The organism is Neolewinella marina (assembly GCF_002631205.1).
Classification (GTDB): domain Bacteria; phylum Bacteroidota; class Bacteroidia; order Chitinophagales; family Saprospiraceae; genus Neolewinella; species Neolewinella marina.
Genome location: NZ_PDLO01000006.1, coordinates 11,670 through 28,118, shown reverse-complemented (window position 1 = coordinate 28,118; position 16,449 = coordinate 11,670). Strand labels below are relative to the sequence as shown.

Here is a 16,449-nt window from a genome sequence, read left to right as displayed (position 1 = left end):
TCAACTGGCCTTTGGCCCTGAAAAGTAAGACTTATCCGCCAAGAAGGCTGCCGAGCCCCCCGGGGAGCATGTTGTCCATCATGCCGCCGGCCTGCTTGGCCTCGTAGGCGGCCGCCTGCTCCAGGGCGCGGTTGGTGGCTACTACCAGCAGGTCCTCCAGGGCTTCCAGGTCGGAGGGGTCGACCTGCTCGGGGTCGATGCTCACGTTCTGGATCGTACGGGTGCCGTCGCAGGTAACGCGCACCGCGCCGCCGCCGGCCTCGGCTTCGAAGGTCTGCTGGGCCAGCTGCTCCTGCATCTTGGCCTGCATCTCTTCCATTTGCTTCATCATATCTCCGAACATGGCTGCAGTGGTTGGTGAGCTACTAAAAGGCCGGGGCGGGAGTTTAAGTTTACCCTACCTTTGGCGGCCACCAAAAAAAGATACGCCCCATGAGCTTACTCGACGGAAAAGTAGCCCTCATCACCGGAGGATCCCGCGGCATCGGTGCCGCCCTGGTTCGTTCCCTTACCGCCGCCGGTGCGCGGGTTGCCTTCACCTACCGCAGCTCCGCCGCCCCGGCCAACGCCCTGGTTGAGGAGCTCGGCGAAAACGTCAAAGCCTACCAGAGCGACGCCGCCGACTACGCCCAGGCCGAAGCACTCATCAAGACCGTAGTGGCCGACATGGGTGGCCTCCACATCCTGATCAACAACGCCGGGGTAACCCGCGATACCCTGATGCTGCGCATGAACGAAGAGCAGTGGGATACGGTCATGGACAACAACCTCAAGTCGGTCTTCAACCTGACCAAGCACGCCATGCGCACCATGATGCGCGGCGGCGGCAGCATCATCAACATGTCGAGCATCGTCGGCATCCAGGGCAACGCCGGCCAGGCGAACTACGCGGCCAGCAAGGCCGGCATCATCGGCTTCAGCAAGTCGATCGCCAAGGAAATGGGCAGCCGCAACGTGCGCTGTAACGTGATCGCCCCCGGCTTCATCGAAACCGACATGACCGACGAGCTGCCGGAAAAGGTACGGGAGGACTACCTCTCCAACATCCCCCTGAAGCGCTTCGGCAAGCCCGAGGAGATCGCCAACGCCTGCATCTTCCTCGGCTCCGACCTGAGCAGCTACATCACCGGACAGGTGATCAGCGTGGACGGCGGCCTGAGCTAAACAATCCGGGGCGTAGCGGGCAACGTATCTTTGCCGAAAGCCCAAATTTGCCCGCCACCACCCCCGTTATCGACGTCATCATTCCCGCCTACAACGAAGAGGCGAGCATCGGGCTGGTCGTGGAGGCCATCCCCCGCGCGCTGGTGCGCGACATCATCGTGTGCGACAACAACAGCAGCGACCGTACCGCCGAGGTGGGCGCGGCCGCGGGTGCCACTATCGTCCACGAGAGCCGGGCGGGCTATGGCTCCGCCTGCCTGAGGGGGATGCGCCGCATCGCCGACCGGCCCGCCGACGAGTGGCCCGACATCGTGGTGTTCATTGACGGCGACCACAGCGACTACCCCGAGGAAATGCCCACCCTGATCGCCCCCATCCTGCAGGAGGGCTACGATCTGGTGATCGGCTCGCGGGCGCGGGGCGAGTCCGAATCCGGTAGCATGACCGTCCCCCAGGTGTTCGGCAACTGGCTGGCGACGAATCTTATTCGGGTGTTTTACGGTTATGAGTTTACGGACCTGGGTCCGTTCCGGGCCATCCGCTACCCCGCACTCCGCCAACTGGGGATGCGGGATCCCGACTTCGGCTGGACGGTGGAGATGCAGGTACGGGCCGCCAAGGCCGGTATGCGGTGTACCGAGGTGCCCGTCCGCTACCGCCGCCGCATCGGGGTTTCCAAGGTGTCGGGAACGGTACGCGGCACCCTGCTGGCCGGACACAAGATACTCTGGACCATCTTCAAACTGATCTGATCATGACCGTGCTTGCTTTTGTGGTTCTGGGTATCTACACGATCAGCCTGCTGTACATCACCACCTACTGCCTGCTGCAGTTCAACCTGCTGTACCATTACAAGCGGGACGAAGACCCCACCCTGGAACACCCGGTATCCTTCGCCCGCCTGGCGGCCACCCAACAGGCCGTCGTACGTAAGGAAGCCGCCCTGGCCTTCGCCGGGGAGGAAGGCCCTTCCCACTGCACGGGGCAACTTGCCCTGGCACCCGCGCCCGCGCCGCCCTACTACCCCTTCGTCACGGTACAACTCCCGATCTACAACGAGTACTACGTCATCGGCCGCCTCATCGACGCCGTGGCCGCCTTCGACTATCCGAAGGACCGCTACGAGATCCACATCCTGGACGACAGCACCGACGAAACCGTGGAACTGGTGGCCGAGAAGGTGAGGGAATACCGCGCCCGCGGCTACCAGATCGAGCAGATCATCCGGCCCCGCCGCCAGGGATTCAAGGCCGGTGCCCTCCGCGACGCGATGTCAGAAGCCCGGGGGGAATTTCTGGCCATTTTCGACGCCGACTTCGTTCCGGCCCCCGACTTCCTCTGCCGCACCATTCCCCACTTCGCCGACGAGAGGGTGGGCGTGGTACAGACCCGCTGGGAGCACCTGAACGAAGATTACAGCCTCATCACCCGCCTGCAGGCGCTGCAGCTCAACGTCCACTTCACCGTGGAGCAGGTGGGGCGCATGAAGGGAGGCCACCTGCTGCAGTTCAACGGCACGGCCGGCGTCTGGCGGCGGGAGGCCATCGAAGCCGGCGGCGGCTGGCAACCCGATACGCTGACCGAGGACCTCGACCTGAGCATCCGCAGTCAGCTGGCGGGCTACCGGATCCGCTACCTGGAGCGGGTGGGCAGCCCGGCGGAATTGCCCGTGGAAATGAACAGCTTCAAGAGCCAGCAGCACCGCTGGATGAAGGGCGGCGCGGAAACCGCGCGGAAGATGCTGCCGGCCGTATGGTCCAGCGGCCTCCCCTTCCGCCACAAGGTGCACGCCTCGGCCCACCTGCTGGCCAGTTCCATCTTCCTTTTTGTCTTCCTCTGTGGGGTCTTCAGCGTGCCCCTGCTCTTTTTGCTGGGGGAACTGGCCGAGCTCGGCTTCAACAAGAATTTCTTCGCCTTCTTCCTCGGGGGGCTCCTCTCGGTGATCGGGGTGTACTACGCCGCCAACGTCCAGAGCCTGGCCAACAAGGAGCCGAGCTTCGTGAAGTCCCTCCTGAAGTTCCTCTTCCTCTTCCCCCTCTTCCTGGCCTTGAGCATGGGGCTTTCCCTCCACAACTCAGTGGCGGTGCTGCAGGGCTACCGCGGCAAGAAGAGCCCCTTCGTGCGCACCCCCAAGTTCAACATCAACTCGGTGACCGACAAGCTCCGGGCCCGCAAATACCTTTCGGGCAGCTTCAACTGGATCACCCTGGGGGAAGGCGTTCTGGCGCTCTACTTCCTGCTGGCCGTTGTGGGCGGCATCTACGTCGAGAATACCACCTTTATCGTCTTCCACAGCCTGCTTGCGCTGGGTTACGGGGCTATCTTTTACTACAGCGTGAAGCATTTGGGGCTGGCCAAGTAGGAGGCTGCCTCCCCGATAGCCATCGGGGCGCAAGTACAACGCTGCCTCAGGCAGCGAAAGCACAATGCTGCCTCCGGCAGCGCAGCGAACGAGCCGACCGGACTTGTGAGACCACATGCACCACCGCCCAGAATACAAAACGCCCACCGGGATCATCCAGGTGGGCGTTTCAGCGCTGCCGGAGGCAGCTTTTTGCTTGCGCGGTCTGAGACCGCATCGTACTGGCGCTGCCGGGAGGCAGCGATGTACTGGCGCGGTCGGGAGACCGCGTTGTACTAGCTGCCGAAGTCGTCGAAGGCGATGTTCTCCTCGGGTACGCCGAGTTCGTCGAGCATATTCTGTACGGCCTGCAGCATCAGCGGCGGTCCGCAGAGGTAGTACTCGATCTCTTCGGGTTCGGGGTGATCCTTCAGGTAGTTATCGAGGACGGCCTGGTGGATGAAGCCGGTCATGCCGTTCCAGTTGTCTTCGGGCAGGGCGTCGCTCAGGGCGATGTGGTACTTGAAGTTCGGGAATTCCTCCTCGATGGCGCGGAACTCCTCGGTGTAGAAGAGCTCGGCCTTGGAGCGTCCGCCGTACCAGTAGCTCACCTTCCGGTCGGTCTTCATGGTGTGGAAGAGGTGGAATAGGTGGCTGCGCAGGGGGGCCATACCGGCACCACCGCCGATGTAGACCATCTCCTTGTTGGTGGGCTTGATGAAGAACTCACCGTAGGGACCGGAAATGGTCACCTTGTCGCCGGGCTTCTGGTTGAAGACGTAGCTGGAGCAAACCCCGGGGTTGACGTCCATGTAGGCGTTCTTCTGCCGGTCGAAGGGCGGGGGGGCAATCCGGATGTTGAGCATGATGATGTCGCCCTCGGCCGGGTGGTTGGCCATGGAGTAGGCGCGGAACTGCTCTTCGTCGTTCTTCATGACGAAGTCCCACATACCGAACTTGTCCCAGTCGGGCTTGAACTTGTCGGCCGGGGCTCCCTTGTGGAATACCGGGTGGGGGGTGATGTCGAAGTCCTTGAAGTGGACCTCACACTTGGGCACGTCCACCTGTATGTAGCCGCCCGATTCGAAGTCGAGGGTCTCGCCTTCCGGCAGCCGCACCACGAACTCCTTGATGAAGGTGGCCACGTTGTAGTTCCGGTCGACGGTACACTCCCACTTCTTGATGCCGAAGATCTCCTCGGGGATCTGGATCTCCATATCCTGGCGGACCTTCACCTGGCAGGCCAGGCGCTTGTTCTCGGCCACTTCACGGCGGGTGAGGTGGTTGAGTTCGGTGGGCAGTACGTCGCCGCCACCCTTGGTGATGTGGCATTCGCACATGGCGCAGGTGCCGCCACCGCCACAGGCGGAGGGCAGGAAGACGCTCTTGTCCGAGAGGGCGGTAAGCAGGGTGTTGCCCGGCTGCACCCGCAGGGGGTTGTCCTTGTCACCATTCACGATGATGCTGACCTCTCCCTGGGGAACGAGTCTGCGGCGCGCCACCAGCAGCATCGTGATGAGGGCCAGCACGATGATGGTGAAAACTACAACCGCTAATCCAATGGTTATCATGAGACCGTATTTTATGGGTAAGCCAGCCGCGAGGCCGACGGTTCATCAGTTTGGGGTAAAAACGCGCTATTCGGCAACCGTTCCGCTCCAGCCGGCAAAGACGGTGGGGTCGATTCCGGTGAGGCTGAGGAAGGCAATACCCATCAGTCCGGTGATCAAAAAGGCCATACCGAGGCCGCGCAGGGCGGGGGGCACGTTGCTGTAGCGGATGCGCTCACGGATGGCCGCCAGGGCGATGATGGCCAGGAACCAGCCCAGACCGCCACCGAGGCCGAAAGCGATGGACTCCGTGAGGTTGTACTCCCGGCTCACCATGAAGAGGCTGCCTCCGAGGATGGCGCAGTTAACGGTGATGAGGGGAAGGAAGATACCGAGGGCGGCGTAGAGGCCGGGGCTGAACTTCTCCACCACCATCTCCACCAGCTGTACGGTGGAGGCGATAACGGCGATGAAGAGGATGAAGCGCAGGAACTCGAGCTCGGCCGGGATCAGTACGTACTCGTTGATGACCCAGTTGATGGGCATCGTGATGCCGAGTACGAAGATGACGGCGAGGCCCAGACCGGTGGCCGTGGAGAGCGTCTTCGAAACGGCCAGGAAGGAGCACATTCCGAGGAAGTAGGCCAGCACCATGTTCTCGATGAAGGCCGACTTGATGAAGATATTGAGAAATTCGCCCATGGGGGGAGGAATTTAGAAAGTTGAGGAAGGGGGGGTAGCAGGCAAAAGCCCCCGCTTAGGAAACGTCGACCAGTTTGGAGTTGTAGCTCCGCTGGATCCAGATGAAGACCGCGATCACGAACATGGCCGCGGCGGGCAGTACCATCAGGTTGTTGTTGGCGTACCAGCCGAAGAAGCTGCCGATTCCGCTGTCGGCGGCGGTGTTGATCCAGTACTGGGTGGTGTCGCCGCTGGGGCCGATGATGTTCATCGCGATCGGCGAACCGGCAAACAGGCTGCCCTTGCCGAAGAGCTCGCGTACCACACCGACGGCCACCAGGATCAGGCCGTAGCCGAGTCCGTTACCCACGCCGTCGAGGAAGGCACGCCAGGGCTTGTTGGCCATGGCAAAGGCCTCCAGGCGGCCCATGACGATACAGTTGGTGATGATCAGGCCGATGTAGACCGACAGCTGCTTGTAAACGGGGAAGGCGAGCACCTTCAGGGCTTCGTTCACCAGGGTCACCAGGGTGGCGATGATCACCAGCTGGACGATCAGGCGGACCGCCTTCGGAATGATGTTCCGCATCAGGGAGGTCAGCAGGCTCGAGAAAGCACATACGAAGACCACCGCCACGGCCATCACCAGCGAGGGGTAGACCAGGGAGGTAACGGCCAGGGCCGAACAGACACCGAGCACCTGGATGGTGATGGGGTTGTTGTCCAGCAGGGGATCGGTAATGAGGATCTTCTCCTTCTTGCCGAAGAGGGGTTCTTTTTCTGCGACCGGCTTCTTGGGGTCTGCGACGACGCCGGTTCTCAGTTCAGTAGATTCTGCCATGGTCGGATTTACTTTAGGTTCATGCTGGTAGCACCCGCTTCCGCACGCTGCTCTTCAATAAAGGGCTGGTAGGCCTTGAGGCCGTTGTACAGCATCTTGGTTACGCCGTCGGCGGTTACGGTGGCGCCGCTGAGGCCGTCTACCTCGTGCTCCTGGTCGATGGCACCGCCCTTGCGGACGAGGATGCTCACGAACTCGTCGCCGTTGTAGATTTTCTTGCCCTTGAACTGCGACTTCCAGCCGGCGTTGTCCTTGATCTCGGCACCGAGACCGGGGGTTTCACCGGCGTGGTCGAAGCTGGCACCGGTAACGGTGTTCAGGTCGGAAGCCAGGGCGATGTTGCCCCAGATCGCATCCCACAGTCCGTTGCCGCGCACGCTGAAGACGTAGTAGCGCTCGCCGTCGATGTTGAAGATGTTGATGGGGTAGAGGCGCTGGGCCTCGGGCTTCTTGTATTCCTTGGCCAGGTCGATGGCGCTGAACTCCACGTCGGCCACCTGCTCACCGGCGGGGTTGACGACGATCTGCTCCACCTGCTCGTCGAAGATGGCCAGCACCTCGGCATCGGTCAGGGTCTCGATGGGCGACCCGGCCTCGGCCAGGGGTTCGGCCAGGGTAGCCAGGATCTCCCGCTTGTTGAAGATGTCTTCGTTGCGGGCGGCGGCCTCGGCGGTGACGGTCCGGAAGCCGGCCAGCAGCAGGGCAACCACTACCGTCATGATGACGCCGAAGGTGTAGATGTATTTCGTACTCATGATTGAGTGAGGTTTATTTTAGTAGTTGCCAACGTTTCCGACGGGGCGGTAGCCCTCGGCGTTCTGGGGGGTGAAGATTTCCACCTCCTCATTGCGCTTGGTGATGAGCTCGTCGCGCGTCTTGGCCATGGCGGCCGTACGCTTGGCCCGGCGCTTGATGTTGGCCTGGTAGACGTAGTGGTCGATGAGGGGAGCAAAGGTGTTCAGCAGCAGGATGGACAGCATCCAGCCCTCGGGGTAGGCGGGGTTGAGTACCCGGATGATGAGGCCGATGAAGGCGATCAGGAATCCGTAGATCCACTTGCCGGTGGGGGTATCCGCGCTGCTGACGGGGTCGGTAGCCATGAAGGTGATGGCGAACAGGAAGCTGCCCATGATCATCTGCCGCAGGGGGTGGATGGCCATGAACTTGAAGATACCCGGGGTGTCGGGGGTCAGCTCGGCGGGAGCGATGGCGTTCAGCATCAGGCCGGCCACCATAAAGCCGATCAGTCCGCCTACGATGACGCGGTAGTCGGCCACGCGGGCAAACATGATGAAGGCCATGCCAATCAGGATCAGGGGTACGCTCGACTCACCGATGGAGCCGGGAATAGTGCCCCAGAAGATGCTGCTCTGGTCGTAGACGGCCTCTACGCCTTCCCAGCCTTCCTTGGCGGCGATGCCCAGGGGGGTGGCGCCCGTCCAGCCGTCGGCTACGAGTTCTCCGCCCACGCCGAAGGTCGACCAGCCGAAGCCGGCAAAGATCCAGTCGAAGACGTGGTGGGCCCAGTTGTAGGCCTCGCTGGCGTACAGGCCAACGTCCACCTTCTCGATACCGCTTACCCATACTTCGTCACCGGAGATGGTGGTGGGGTAGGCGAAGAAGATGAAGACCCGCGAAAGCAGGGCGATGTTCCAGATGTTCATACCGGTTCCGCCGAAGGCTTCCTTGCCGAGGATAACGGCGAAGGCTACCGAGACGGCCAGGATCCACAGGGGGATGTCCGGCGGCATGATCAGGGGGATCAGGGCACCGGAAACCAGGAAGCCCTCCTCCACCGAGTGGCCCTTCTTGGCCGCATAGAGGAATTCAATACCCAGGCCTACCACGTGGGTGACCACGAAGATGGGGATGATCTGGATCAGTCCGTAGACGAGCTTCAGGTGGAAGCCTTCCAGCAGGCCGGCGTGTTTGCCGAGGGCCAGGAAGTGCTGGTGACCGATGTTCCAGGTTCCGAAGACGTAGAGCAGCTGCAGGGCCAGTACTACCCAGACCATCAGTCGCTTGAGGTCCATACCGTCGCGTACGTGCACGCCTCCCTTGGTAACGGTGGGCGGCTGGAACAGGAAGGTATAGAAAGCGTCGTAGGTCGTGTGCAGGAAGGGCGACTTGCTGTGATCCGGCTCGAACTTGGTTACAAAATCGTGAAGTGCTTTCATGGGAAGCTTTATGTGTGCGGACCTGGCGGGTGCTAACAGTCCGTCATTTTCTATGGTTAACCTTGCTCAATCATGGTGTCGTGACCCTGACGCAATATCTGCTGCAGGGGCTGCTTGGAGACGCAGGCGAATTCCGCCAGGGCAACGTCTTCCGGAACCAGTTCGTAAATGCCCAGTCCCTCCATGCTTTCCAGGTCGTTGACCAGGATCGACTTCATGAGCTGGGTAAGGTAGATGTCCATCGGCATGACCTGCTCGTAGTCGTTGTTGACCACGAAGGCCCGCTTCTCACCGTGGGTGTTGGTGGTGATCTCGATGCGGTCGCTCAGCACGGGGATGGTGGGGGAGATGGAAGCCCGGGGCTTCACGGGTACCAGCCAGCCGAACATTTCGGCCTCGTTGCCTTCGGGAATGGCCGTAACCTGGTTCTCGAAGAAGGTCATGAACCCGTCGGTGCTCTTCTGGATGCCCGACAGTACGTCGCCGCTGATGATGCGGGCGTTGTCTTCCACCTGCTCACCGGCGATCAGTTCGCCGATGTTGGCTCCGGCGTAGGTCTTTACGTAGCAGGGCTCGCTGAAGGAGCTTCCCGTCAGGGCCACCAGGCGAGAAGTGTCGTAGCGGCCGTTCTGGAACAGCTCACCGATCAGCAGTACCTCATCGACGCCCAGGGTCCAGACGGTGTTGTCGCCGGCACCGCAGGGGTGAATGTGGTGGATCTGTACGCCAACGTTGCCGGCGGGGTGGGCACCGCGGAAGTAGCGCTTCTCGGCACCGGATACCGCCGTAAAGGGCGACTCCGTTTCGCGGCGGCCGTCCAGGCCCAGGTACACCAGACCGTCGGTGAGGCGGCGCACCACGTCGATACCGGCCTGGAAGACGTCCATGCGGCCCCGTACGCTCAGGGTCAGGTCCGGCGCCAGGGGGGCGGAATCAAAGGTGGAGATGAAGATGTCGCGCGGCACCACGTCGGGGTCGGCCACGCGGTTGTAGGGGCGCTGGCGGATGACGGGCCATACGCCGCTTTCCAGCAGGAACTCCACGAGCTCCTCCCGCGGGGCGTCGGCCGCTGGCAGGGTGTAGCTGCGGCTCTGCTGCTCCTTGTCCGCCAGGATGACGATCTCGGAGATGGACCGCTTCAGGCCCCGGTTGACGCCGATCACCTCACCGCTCACGGGAGCGACGAACTTGATGCGGCTCAGTTTCTTGTCGTAGAAGATGGGATCACCGGCCTTGACGGTATCGCCTTCCTCCACCAGTACCTTCGGAATGGGCATCAGACCGAAAAAGTCGGGCGGGGAAACGGCAAAGCGGGTCACCTGCGGCTCGCGGATGACCGGGCTGGCCTCCCCTTCCATGGGAATGTCGTACCCCTTGGTCAGGGTGTACACGTGGGCCTTCTCGAGGTATTCGGGCTTCTTGGGCCGGAAGATCTCCCGGAAGGAGGGGAAGAGGCCCATCATGCTGCTGTCCTTGATGCCCATCTGCCTGGACTCGATAACCATGAAGTTATCGGCCACGCTGACGACAATGTAGAAGAAGATGATCAGGGCCAGGGCGGCAAGGCCGTAGAACAGCAGGTTGCTGCCAGCCACTCCGTCCTGCGACTGGAACGAAATCGCGGCCAGCAAGAGGAGAATCAGGCCGGCCGGTCTCTTTAAGATTTTCATACGCGAAAGCGTGCGGTTGTACAAATGACCCGGTCACCGGGGGCGACCGATGGGAGAAAAAGCCGGCAAATCCTGCCTGCCTTTATGAATGGCCGCAAAGTTACGCATTCGCTAACATCTAGGCCACCTATGCATTTTAGATGTTAACTGGGCGACGCTATTTAGACTTATTCCACACAACAAGCCGCCGCCGGAGGCTTCTATATAAAGGATTCGGGGCCACCGTATAGTACAACCTCCTGGTCCTCCGTAACTTTGCGGATTCGTAAGGCGTTTGCAGAACGTCCTAAAGTAATTGATATGTTTCCTACCTACGACGTAATTGTAGTCGGTGCCGGTCACGCCGGTTGTGAGGCTGCCGTAGCGGCCGCCAACCTCGGCGCGAAGGTGCTGCTGGCTACCATGAATATGCAGACCATCGCCCAGATGAGCTGCAACCCCGCCATGGGCGGCGTAGGCAAGGGACAGATCGTACGCGAGATCGACGCCCTCGGCGGCTATTCCGGCATCGTCACCGACGAGACCATGGTGCAGTTCCGCCTGCTCAACCGCAGCAAGGGCCCCGCCATGTGGAGCCCCCGCGCCCAGAGCGACCGGATGGCCTTCGCCCTCAACTGGCGGGAAAAGCTGGAGGCCCACCCCAACATCGACTTCTGGCAGGAGATGGTCACCGGCATCCTGGTCAAGGATGGCCGGGCCCGCGGGGTGTATACCGGACTGGGCATGGAAATCCCCGCCCGCTCCGTGGTGCTCACCAACGGCACCTTCCTGAACGGCACCATCCACATCGGCGAAAAACAGTTCGGCGGTGGTCGCGCCGGCGAACGTTCGGCCAAGGGGCTCACCGAGCAGCTGCAGGAACTGGGCTTCGAGGCCGGCCGCATGAAGACCGGCACCCCCGCCCGCCTGGATGGCCGCACCCTCGACTACAGCGTCATGACCGTCCAGGACGGCGACGAGAACCCGGGCCGTTTCAGCTACACCGACACCCCGCCGCTGACCAACCAGCTGCCCTGCCACGTCACCTACACCAGCCCGGAGGTGCACGAGACCCTCCGCGAAGGATTCGACCGCAGCCCCATGTTCAACGGGCGCATCCGCGGCCTCGGCCCCCGATACTGCCCCAGCATCGAGGACAAGATCGACCGCTTCGCCGGCCGCGACCAGCACCAGCTGTTCGTCGAGCCCGAAGGGCGCAACACCTGCGAGATCTACGTCAACGGCTTCAGCTCCAGCCTGCCCGAGGACGTACAGTATAAGGCCCTGCGCAAGGTGCGCGGCTTCGAGAACATGAAGATGTTCCGCCCCGGCTACGCCATCGAGTACGACTTCTTCCCCCCCACCCAGCTCGGCCCCACCCTGGAGACGCGGCTGGTACCCGGCCTTTTCTTCGCCGGACAGATCAATGGTACCACGGGTTACGAGGAGGCCGGCTGCCAGGGCCTGATCGCCGGCATGAACGCCGCCCTCGCCGTCCAGGAGCGCGACCCCTTCATCCTGCGGCGCAGCGATGCCTACATCGGCGTCCTTATCGACGACCTCATCAACAAGGGCACCGAGGAGCCCTACCGCATGTTCACCAGTCGCGCCGAGTACCGCATCCTGCTGCGGCAGGACGACGCCGACCTCCGTCTCACTCCCCTGGCCGCCGCCCTCGGCGTCCGCAATATGGAGGGGCGGCAGGCGCGGGTGCAGGAGAAGGTCGCCGGCGTAGCCGCCATCTCCGCCGAACTACGGCAGCACAGCATCACCCCAGACCAGATCAACGGTTACCTCGAGGAAGCGGGCACCGCCCCCCTCAAGCAGGGCGTGAAGCTCGATTCCATCCTGGCCCGCCCCGGCGTGAGCCTGGAGGGACTGGCCGGCGCCGTGCCCGCCCTGCGGGAGTTTCTCTCCGCCTACGACGCCGAAACCGTCAACCTCGCCGAAGTCACCCTCAAGTACGAAGGCTACATCGAGCGCGAGCGGCAGGCCGTAGAGAAGATGAGCCGCCTGGAAGGCATCAAACTCGGCAAGTCCTTCGACTACGAGCAGCTTACCAGCCTGTCCAAGGAGGCCCGCCAGAAACTGAACCAGCTCAAGCCGGTCACCATCGGCCAGGCCAGCCGCATCAGCGGCGTCAGCCCGGCGGACGTCAGCGTGCTGCTGGTCCACCTCGGCCGGTAATAGCAGGAGGCAGTGCCCGCTACCGCAGGTTCACCGGCTGATCCACCCGCCGGTACTCCCCGCCGAAACGGTACTCGACCACCACGTTCCAGATCCATTTGCGCTCCGGGGAGATTTCCGTTTGGATGCTCCGGTTCACGAGTCCGCTCAGGGAGAAGGGCAGGCCGGGCTGGTTGATCCGCCACGCGCCCGCCACGTAGGTGCCGTCAAGGGCATCGGTGCGCAGGTAATAGAATTGGGGAAAAAGGTGAAGCTGCCAGTCCCGCACCAGGGCGATGCCCGTCCAGGCCGCATTCAGTTGTACGAAGTTGCTGGTCTTGATCCCCGCGTCGAAGCCCCGGCCGTGGAGGTAGTACATGCCCAGGCTGAAGCGGTCGCTGATGCGCAGGCTGGGCACCACCTCGGAGGCTACGTAGCGGCGGGTCTCGATCACCTCCCGCCACTCGCCCCCGACCTCGGCCATGACGGTGCGGAAGTTGATGGCCGGGTGGGCCCCCAGCCGCAGGGAGAAGCGCTCACCCTGTACGGCCTGGTAGCGCCCCCAGAAGAGCATGGACCAGGGCTTGCCCTCCAGGGCGAAGCGCAGATCGGGCTCGAAGGTGAACCGGCGGCTACCCATCTTGAGGTTGACGATGAGGGCCGGCTTGTCCAGGGAAAAGGAGGGAATGATGGAAATCCCATTGTGGGTAGCGCTGATCATCCCGGAGAGCTGCCGGTGTACGGCCGTACTGTCGGCGCGCTGGGCGGACAATCCACCCGAAAGGATGAGCAAGCAACAGATTGCCTGCAAAAGGGAATAGCGCATGGGGGCGGCGTAAGGGTAGATAATCGCCCCAAAAGTAATTCGGTTACACCACCAAAATCCTACCCCGGTTACGGAATTGCCTACCCGGATTACGGCCCGCGGCCGAACGACCTTCCCCGGCACCCGCGCTCCGGGCGCCCCCAGACCTAAATCGGCAACGCCACGCTGCTGGTGATCTCCTTGAGCACGAAAGAGGAGGTGAGCACCCCGATGTTCTCGATTTTGGACAGCTTGAACTTGATGAACTCGTGGTAGTCCTCGAGGCTCTTGCTGTGGATCTTCAGGATGAAGTCCACCTCCCCGCCCATGTGGTAGCACTCCTGCACCTCCTCGAGGGCCTGGATCTGCTCCTCGAATTTCTCGATGAATTTCTCGTCGTGGTAGCGCATGCTGACCTGGCAGAAGGAGGTGACGGGCAGGTTGAAGCGGGCCTTGTCGAGGATGGCCACGTATTTGCGGATGAAGCCGCGTTCCTCCAGCCGCTTGATGCGCTCGTAGATCGGACTGGCCGTAAGCTGGAGTCCGGCGGCGATTTCCTTGGCCGTCTTTTTGGCGTCGGACTGGAGGATCCTCAGGATTGCAATGTCGGTGGCGTCCAGGTCAGCGGCGGTGTACCGGGAGGGGGTGGAAGAGACTTCTGCCATTGATTTTCTTGTTCGGGGTTGATTTCACACGGTGTGGCACTAAGAAACGCGGTTTTATCCAATTTTACAGGGATTTTCCCTCCTCAATGCATCCCTGAAAAATCAAAATACGGCAGATGGCTATCTTGGGCGAAAATTTCCGTTTCGGAAATCAACGCTTTGCTATGTCTCCAACCGTTCTGATTACCGGTGCCAACGGCCAGTTGGGAACCGTCCTTACCCGCGCCCTCCGGGAGCGCTACGGCAACGAAAAAGTGATTTCCACCGATGTCCGCCCCGCTCCGGCCGGCGAACCGGGCCGCTTCGAGTTGCTGGACGCCATGGACGAGGAAAACCTGCGGCAGCTCGTGCGCCGGGAGGGCGTTACCCAGATCTACCACCTGGGCGCCATCCTCTCCGCCCGCGGTGAGCTCGACCCCATGCGCACCTGGAAGGTCAACATGGATGCCCTGCTCAACGTGCTGGAAGTGGCCCGCACGGAGGGAGTGGACAAGGTGTTCTACCCCAGTACCATTGCCGTGTTCGGCCACAACGCCGACCTATCCTGCACCCCCAACCACAGCGTACTCAACCCCACCACCGTCTACGGCATCAGCAAGGCGGCGGGAGAAAACTGGGCGCAGTACTACTTCGAGCGCTACGGCCTCGACGTGCGCTCCCTCCGTTATCCCGGAATCATCGGCTACCAGTCGGCTCCCGGTGGCGGCACGACGGACTACGCCGTGGAGGTCTTCCATTCCGCCGTGGCGGGGGAGCCGTATACCTGCTTCCTCGCGGCGGAGACCACCCTGCCCATGATCTACATGGACGACGCCATCCGGGCCACCATCGAGCTGATGGAGGCCCCGAAAGAAGCGGTGAAGATCCGCACGAGCTACAACCTGGCCGGCTGCAGCTTTGCCCCGGCCGAGGTGGCGGCGGCGATCCGCAGGATCCGCCCGGACTTCACCATGGAGTACGCGCCTGATTTCCGGCAGGACATCGCCGCCGGCTGGCCCGACCGCATCGACGACGCCCCGGCCCGGGCCGACTGGGGGTGGAAGCCCGCTTACGACCTGGACCGGATCTGCACCACCATGCTGGAGCACCTCCAGCAACGGGCCGCCTCGGACGCCGGCGTAGCCCAGTGATCCGTTGCGAAGTTTTTCGTATCCTCAGTCGCCAATAATCAAATAAGACACCCCCCATGTACAATCTAAAAGACGCCCTGCGCGAACAGCTCTCCGACATCAAGGCCGCCGGCCTGTATAAGGAAGAGCGGGTCATTACGACGCCCCAGGGAGCCGAGATCGACACCCGGGAGAACCCGGATGTCCTGAATTTCTGCGCCAACAACTACCTCGGCCTTTCCTCCCACCCCGAACTGCTGAAGGCCTCCCACGCCACCCTGGACAGCCACGGATTCGGACTGTCTTCCGTGCGCTTCATCTGCGGCACCCAGGACATCCACAAGGAGCTGGAACGCAAGACGGCCGACTTCCTGGGCATGGAGGACTGCATCCTCTACGCGGCGGCCTTCGACGCCAACGGTGGCCTCTTCGAGCCCCTGCTGACCGCCGAGGACGCCGTCATCTCCGACGCGCTGAACCACGCTTCCATCATCGACGGCATCCGCCTGTGCAAGGCCAAGCGGTTCCGCTACGCCCACAACGACATGGCCGACCTGGAGGAGCAGCTCAAGGCCGCCGAAGGCAGTCGCCGCAAGCTCATCGTTACCGACGGCTCCTTCTCCATGGACGGCACCATCGCCCAGCTGGACAAGATCTGTGACCTGGCGGACAAGTACGAGGCCCTGGTGATGATCGACGAATGCCACTCCACCGGCTTCATCGGCAAAACGGGCCGCGGCGTACACGAATACCGCGGCGTGATGGACCGGGTGGACATCATCACGGGCACCTACGGAAAAGCCCTCGGTGGTGCCTCCGGCGGATTCACCGCCGCCCGGCAGGAGATCGTGGACCTGCTGCGGCAGCACTCCCGCCCCTACCTCTTCTCCAACACCCTGGCCCCGGCCATCGTAGGCGCCTCCATCCGCGCGCTCGACATGCTCAGCGCCTCCACCGAGCTGAGGGACAAGCTGACGGAGAACACGAAGTACTTCCGCCAGGCCATGACCGAAGCCGGCTTCGACATCATCCCCGGCGACCACCCGATCGTGCCGGTCATGCTGTACGAAGCCCCCCTGGCCCAGCAGTACGCCGCCCGCCTGCTGGAGAAGGGCATCTACGTCATCGGTTTCTTCTACCCCGTAGTACCCCAGGGCAAGGCTCGGATCCGCGTTCAACTCTCCGCCGCCCACGAGCGGGAGCACCTCGACCAGGCCATCCAGGCCTTCGTAGAGGTCGGCAAGGAACTGGGCGTTATCGGCGGATAATTCACCGGACCGGAAAGGCGCGCGGCGGGGTAT

The 16,449-nt window shown here is 62.4% G+C and carries 15 protein-coding genes; 6 read left to right on the top strand and 9 right to left on the bottom strand.

The window, feature by feature from the left end; all coding sequences use genetic code 11:
* Positions 1–31 precede the first annotated feature (31 nt).
* A complete protein-coding gene (locus CGL56_RS13320; protein ID WP_245184184.1) occupies positions 32–331 on the bottom strand; it encodes a YbaB/EbfC family nucleoid-associated protein in 300 nt (99 codons plus the stop codon).
* 101 nt (positions 332–432) lie between these two features.
* Here CGL56_RS13320 and fabG point away from each other — a divergent pair, with 101 nt between their 5' ends.
* Genes fabG through CGL56_RS13305 form a run of 3 tightly spaced genes read left to right on the top strand, consistent with a single transcriptional unit; the run spans position 433 to position 3,526 of the window.
* Complete coding sequence (gene fabG / locus CGL56_RS13315; protein WP_099107064.1) at positions 433–1,164, top strand: 3-oxoacyl-[acyl-carrier-protein] reductase; 732 nt, start codon at positions 433–435, stop codon at positions 1,162–1,164.
* Positions 1,165–1,211: 47 nt separating this feature from the next.
* Positions 1,212–1,916, top strand: coding sequence for a glycosyltransferase family 2 protein (locus CGL56_RS13310; protein ID WP_099107063.1), 705 nt, complete (start codon positions 1,212–1,214; stop codon positions 1,914–1,916).
* A 2-nt stretch (positions 1,917–1,918) separates the two neighbouring features.
* A complete protein-coding gene (locus CGL56_RS13305; RefSeq protein WP_099107062.1) occupies positions 1,919–3,526 on the top strand; it encodes a cellulose synthase family protein in 1,608 nt (535 codons plus the stop codon).
* A 275-nt stretch (positions 3,527–3,801) separates the two neighbouring features.
* On the opposite strand, the gene nqrF is transcribed toward CGL56_RS13305, so the two are convergent.
* The 6 genes from nqrF to CGL56_RS13275 all read right to left on the bottom strand — a co-directional run bounded on the left by nqrF (position 3,802) and on the right by CGL56_RS13275 (position 10,424).
* On the bottom strand, positions 3,802–5,076 hold the full coding sequence (gene nqrF / locus CGL56_RS13300; RefSeq protein WP_099107061.1) for an NADH:ubiquinone reductase (Na(+)-transporting) subunit F: 1,275 nt from the start codon (positions 5,074–5,076) through the stop codon (positions 3,802–3,804).
* A 66-nt stretch (positions 5,077–5,142) separates the two neighbouring features.
* Positions 5,143–5,757: an NADH:ubiquinone reductase (Na(+)-transporting) subunit E gene (nqrE, locus tag CGL56_RS13295; protein WP_099107060.1), complete on the bottom strand. Its 615-nt coding sequence runs from the start codon at positions 5,755–5,757 to the stop codon at positions 5,143–5,145.
* 55 nt (positions 5,758–5,812) lie between these two features.
* Entirely contained in the window at positions 5,813–6,577 is a 765-nt protein-coding gene (locus tag CGL56_RS13290; protein WP_099107059.1) for an NADH:ubiquinone reductase (Na(+)-transporting) subunit D, read from the bottom strand.
* A gap of 8 nt (positions 6,578–6,585) precedes the next feature.
* Complete coding sequence (locus tag CGL56_RS13285; RefSeq protein WP_099107058.1) at positions 6,586–7,332, bottom strand: FMN-binding protein; 747 nt, start codon at positions 7,330–7,332, stop codon at positions 6,586–6,588.
* A gap of 18 nt (positions 7,333–7,350) precedes the next feature.
* Complete coding sequence (locus tag CGL56_RS13280; protein WP_099107057.1) at positions 7,351–8,754, bottom strand: NADH:ubiquinone reductase (Na(+)-transporting) subunit B; 1,404 nt, start codon at positions 8,752–8,754, stop codon at positions 7,351–7,353.
* Between the two features lie 56 nt (positions 8,755–8,810).
* Positions 8,811–10,424 (bottom strand): Na(+)-translocating NADH-quinone reductase subunit A, encoded by a 1,614-nt coding sequence (locus CGL56_RS13275; protein ID WP_099107056.1) that lies wholly within the window; start codon positions 10,422–10,424, stop codon positions 8,811–8,813.
* A gap of 300 nt (positions 10,425–10,724) precedes the next feature.
* Here CGL56_RS13275 and mnmG point away from each other — a divergent pair, with 300 nt between their 5' ends.
* Complete coding sequence (gene mnmG / locus CGL56_RS13270) at positions 10,725–12,590, top strand: tRNA uridine-5-carboxymethylaminomethyl(34) synthesis enzyme MnmG (RefSeq protein ID WP_099107055.1); 1,866 nt, start codon at positions 10,725–10,727, stop codon at positions 12,588–12,590.
* 19 nt (positions 12,591–12,609) lie between these two features.
* Here the strand turns inward: mnmG and CGL56_RS13265 are convergent, their stop codons facing one another.
* Together CGL56_RS13265 and CGL56_RS13260 are read right to left on the bottom strand one after the other, a co-directional pair.
* Positions 12,610–13,395 carry a hypothetical protein gene (locus tag CGL56_RS13265; protein ID WP_099107054.1) on the bottom strand — a complete coding sequence of 262 codons (786 nt, stop codon included), beginning with the start codon at positions 13,393–13,395 and terminating at the stop codon, positions 12,610–12,612.
* Positions 13,396–13,541: 146 nt separating this feature from the next.
* Entirely contained in the window at positions 13,542–14,039 is a 498-nt protein-coding gene (locus tag CGL56_RS13260) for an Lrp/AsnC family transcriptional regulator (RefSeq protein WP_099107053.1), read from the bottom strand.
* Positions 14,040–14,203: 164 nt separating this feature from the next.
* Here CGL56_RS13260 and CGL56_RS13255 point away from each other — a divergent pair, with 164 nt between their 5' ends.
* Positions 14,204–15,169 carry an NAD-dependent epimerase/dehydratase family protein gene (locus CGL56_RS13255; protein WP_099107052.1) on the top strand — a complete coding sequence of 322 codons (966 nt, stop codon included), beginning with the start codon at positions 14,204–14,206 and terminating at the stop codon, positions 15,167–15,169.
* A 56-nt stretch (positions 15,170–15,225) separates the two neighbouring features.
* Positions 15,226–16,416: a glycine C-acetyltransferase gene (gene kbl / locus CGL56_RS13250; protein ID WP_099107051.1), complete on the top strand. Its 1,191-nt coding sequence runs from the start codon at positions 15,226–15,228 to the stop codon at positions 16,414–16,416.
* Positions 16,417–16,449: the final 33 nt, after the last annotated feature.

What these genes read in the sequence shown, in the direction of transcription:
- CGL56_RS13305 (WP_099107062.1), top strand. Translation starts at nt 1,919, where the DNA reads ATGACCGTGCTTGCTTTTGTGGTTCTGGGTATCTACACGATCAGCCTG.
- CGL56_RS13320 (WP_245184184.1), bottom strand. Translation starts at nt 331, where the DNA reads ATGATGAAGCAAATGGAAGAGATGCAGGCCAAGATGCAGGAGCAGCTG.
- CGL56_RS13280 (WP_099107057.1), bottom strand. Translation starts at nt 8,754, where the DNA reads ATGAAAGCACTTCACGATTTTGTAACCAAGTTCGAGCCGGATCACAGC.
- nqrE (WP_099107060.1), bottom strand. Translation starts at nt 5,757, where the DNA reads ATGGGCGAATTTCTCAATATCTTCATCAAGTCGGCCTTCATCGAGAAC.
- CGL56_RS13260 (WP_099107053.1), bottom strand. Translation starts at nt 14,039, where the DNA reads ATGGCAGAAGTCTCTTCCACCCCCTCCCGGTACACCGCCGCTGACCTG.
- nqrF (WP_099107061.1), bottom strand. Translation starts at nt 5,076, where the DNA reads ATGATAACCATTGGATTAGCGGTTGTAGTTTTCACCATCATCGTGCTG.
- mnmG (WP_099107055.1), top strand. Translation starts at nt 10,725, where the DNA reads ATGTTTCCTACCTACGACGTAATTGTAGTCGGTGCCGGTCACGCCGGT.
- CGL56_RS13285 (WP_099107058.1), bottom strand. Translation starts at nt 7,332, where the DNA reads ATGAGTACGAAATACATCTACACCTTCGGCGTCATCATGACGGTAGTG.
- CGL56_RS13255 (WP_099107052.1), top strand. Translation starts at nt 14,204, where the DNA reads ATGTCTCCAACCGTTCTGATTACCGGTGCCAACGGCCAGTTGGGAACC.
- CGL56_RS13275 (WP_099107056.1), bottom strand. Translation starts at nt 10,424, where the DNA reads ATGAAAATCTTAAAGAGACCGGCCGGCCTGATTCTCCTCTTGCTGGCC.
- CGL56_RS13265 (WP_099107054.1), bottom strand. Translation starts at nt 13,395, where the DNA reads ATGCGCTATTCCCTTTTGCAGGCAATCTGTTGCTTGCTCATCCTTTCG.
- kbl (WP_099107051.1), top strand. Translation starts at nt 15,226, where the DNA reads ATGTACAATCTAAAAGACGCCCTGCGCGAACAGCTCTCCGACATCAAG.
- CGL56_RS13290 (WP_099107059.1), bottom strand. Translation starts at nt 6,577, where the DNA reads ATGGCAGAATCTACTGAACTGAGAACCGGCGTCGTCGCAGACCCCAAG.
- fabG (WP_099107064.1), top strand. Translation starts at nt 433, where the DNA reads ATGAGCTTACTCGACGGAAAAGTAGCCCTCATCACCGGAGGATCCCGC.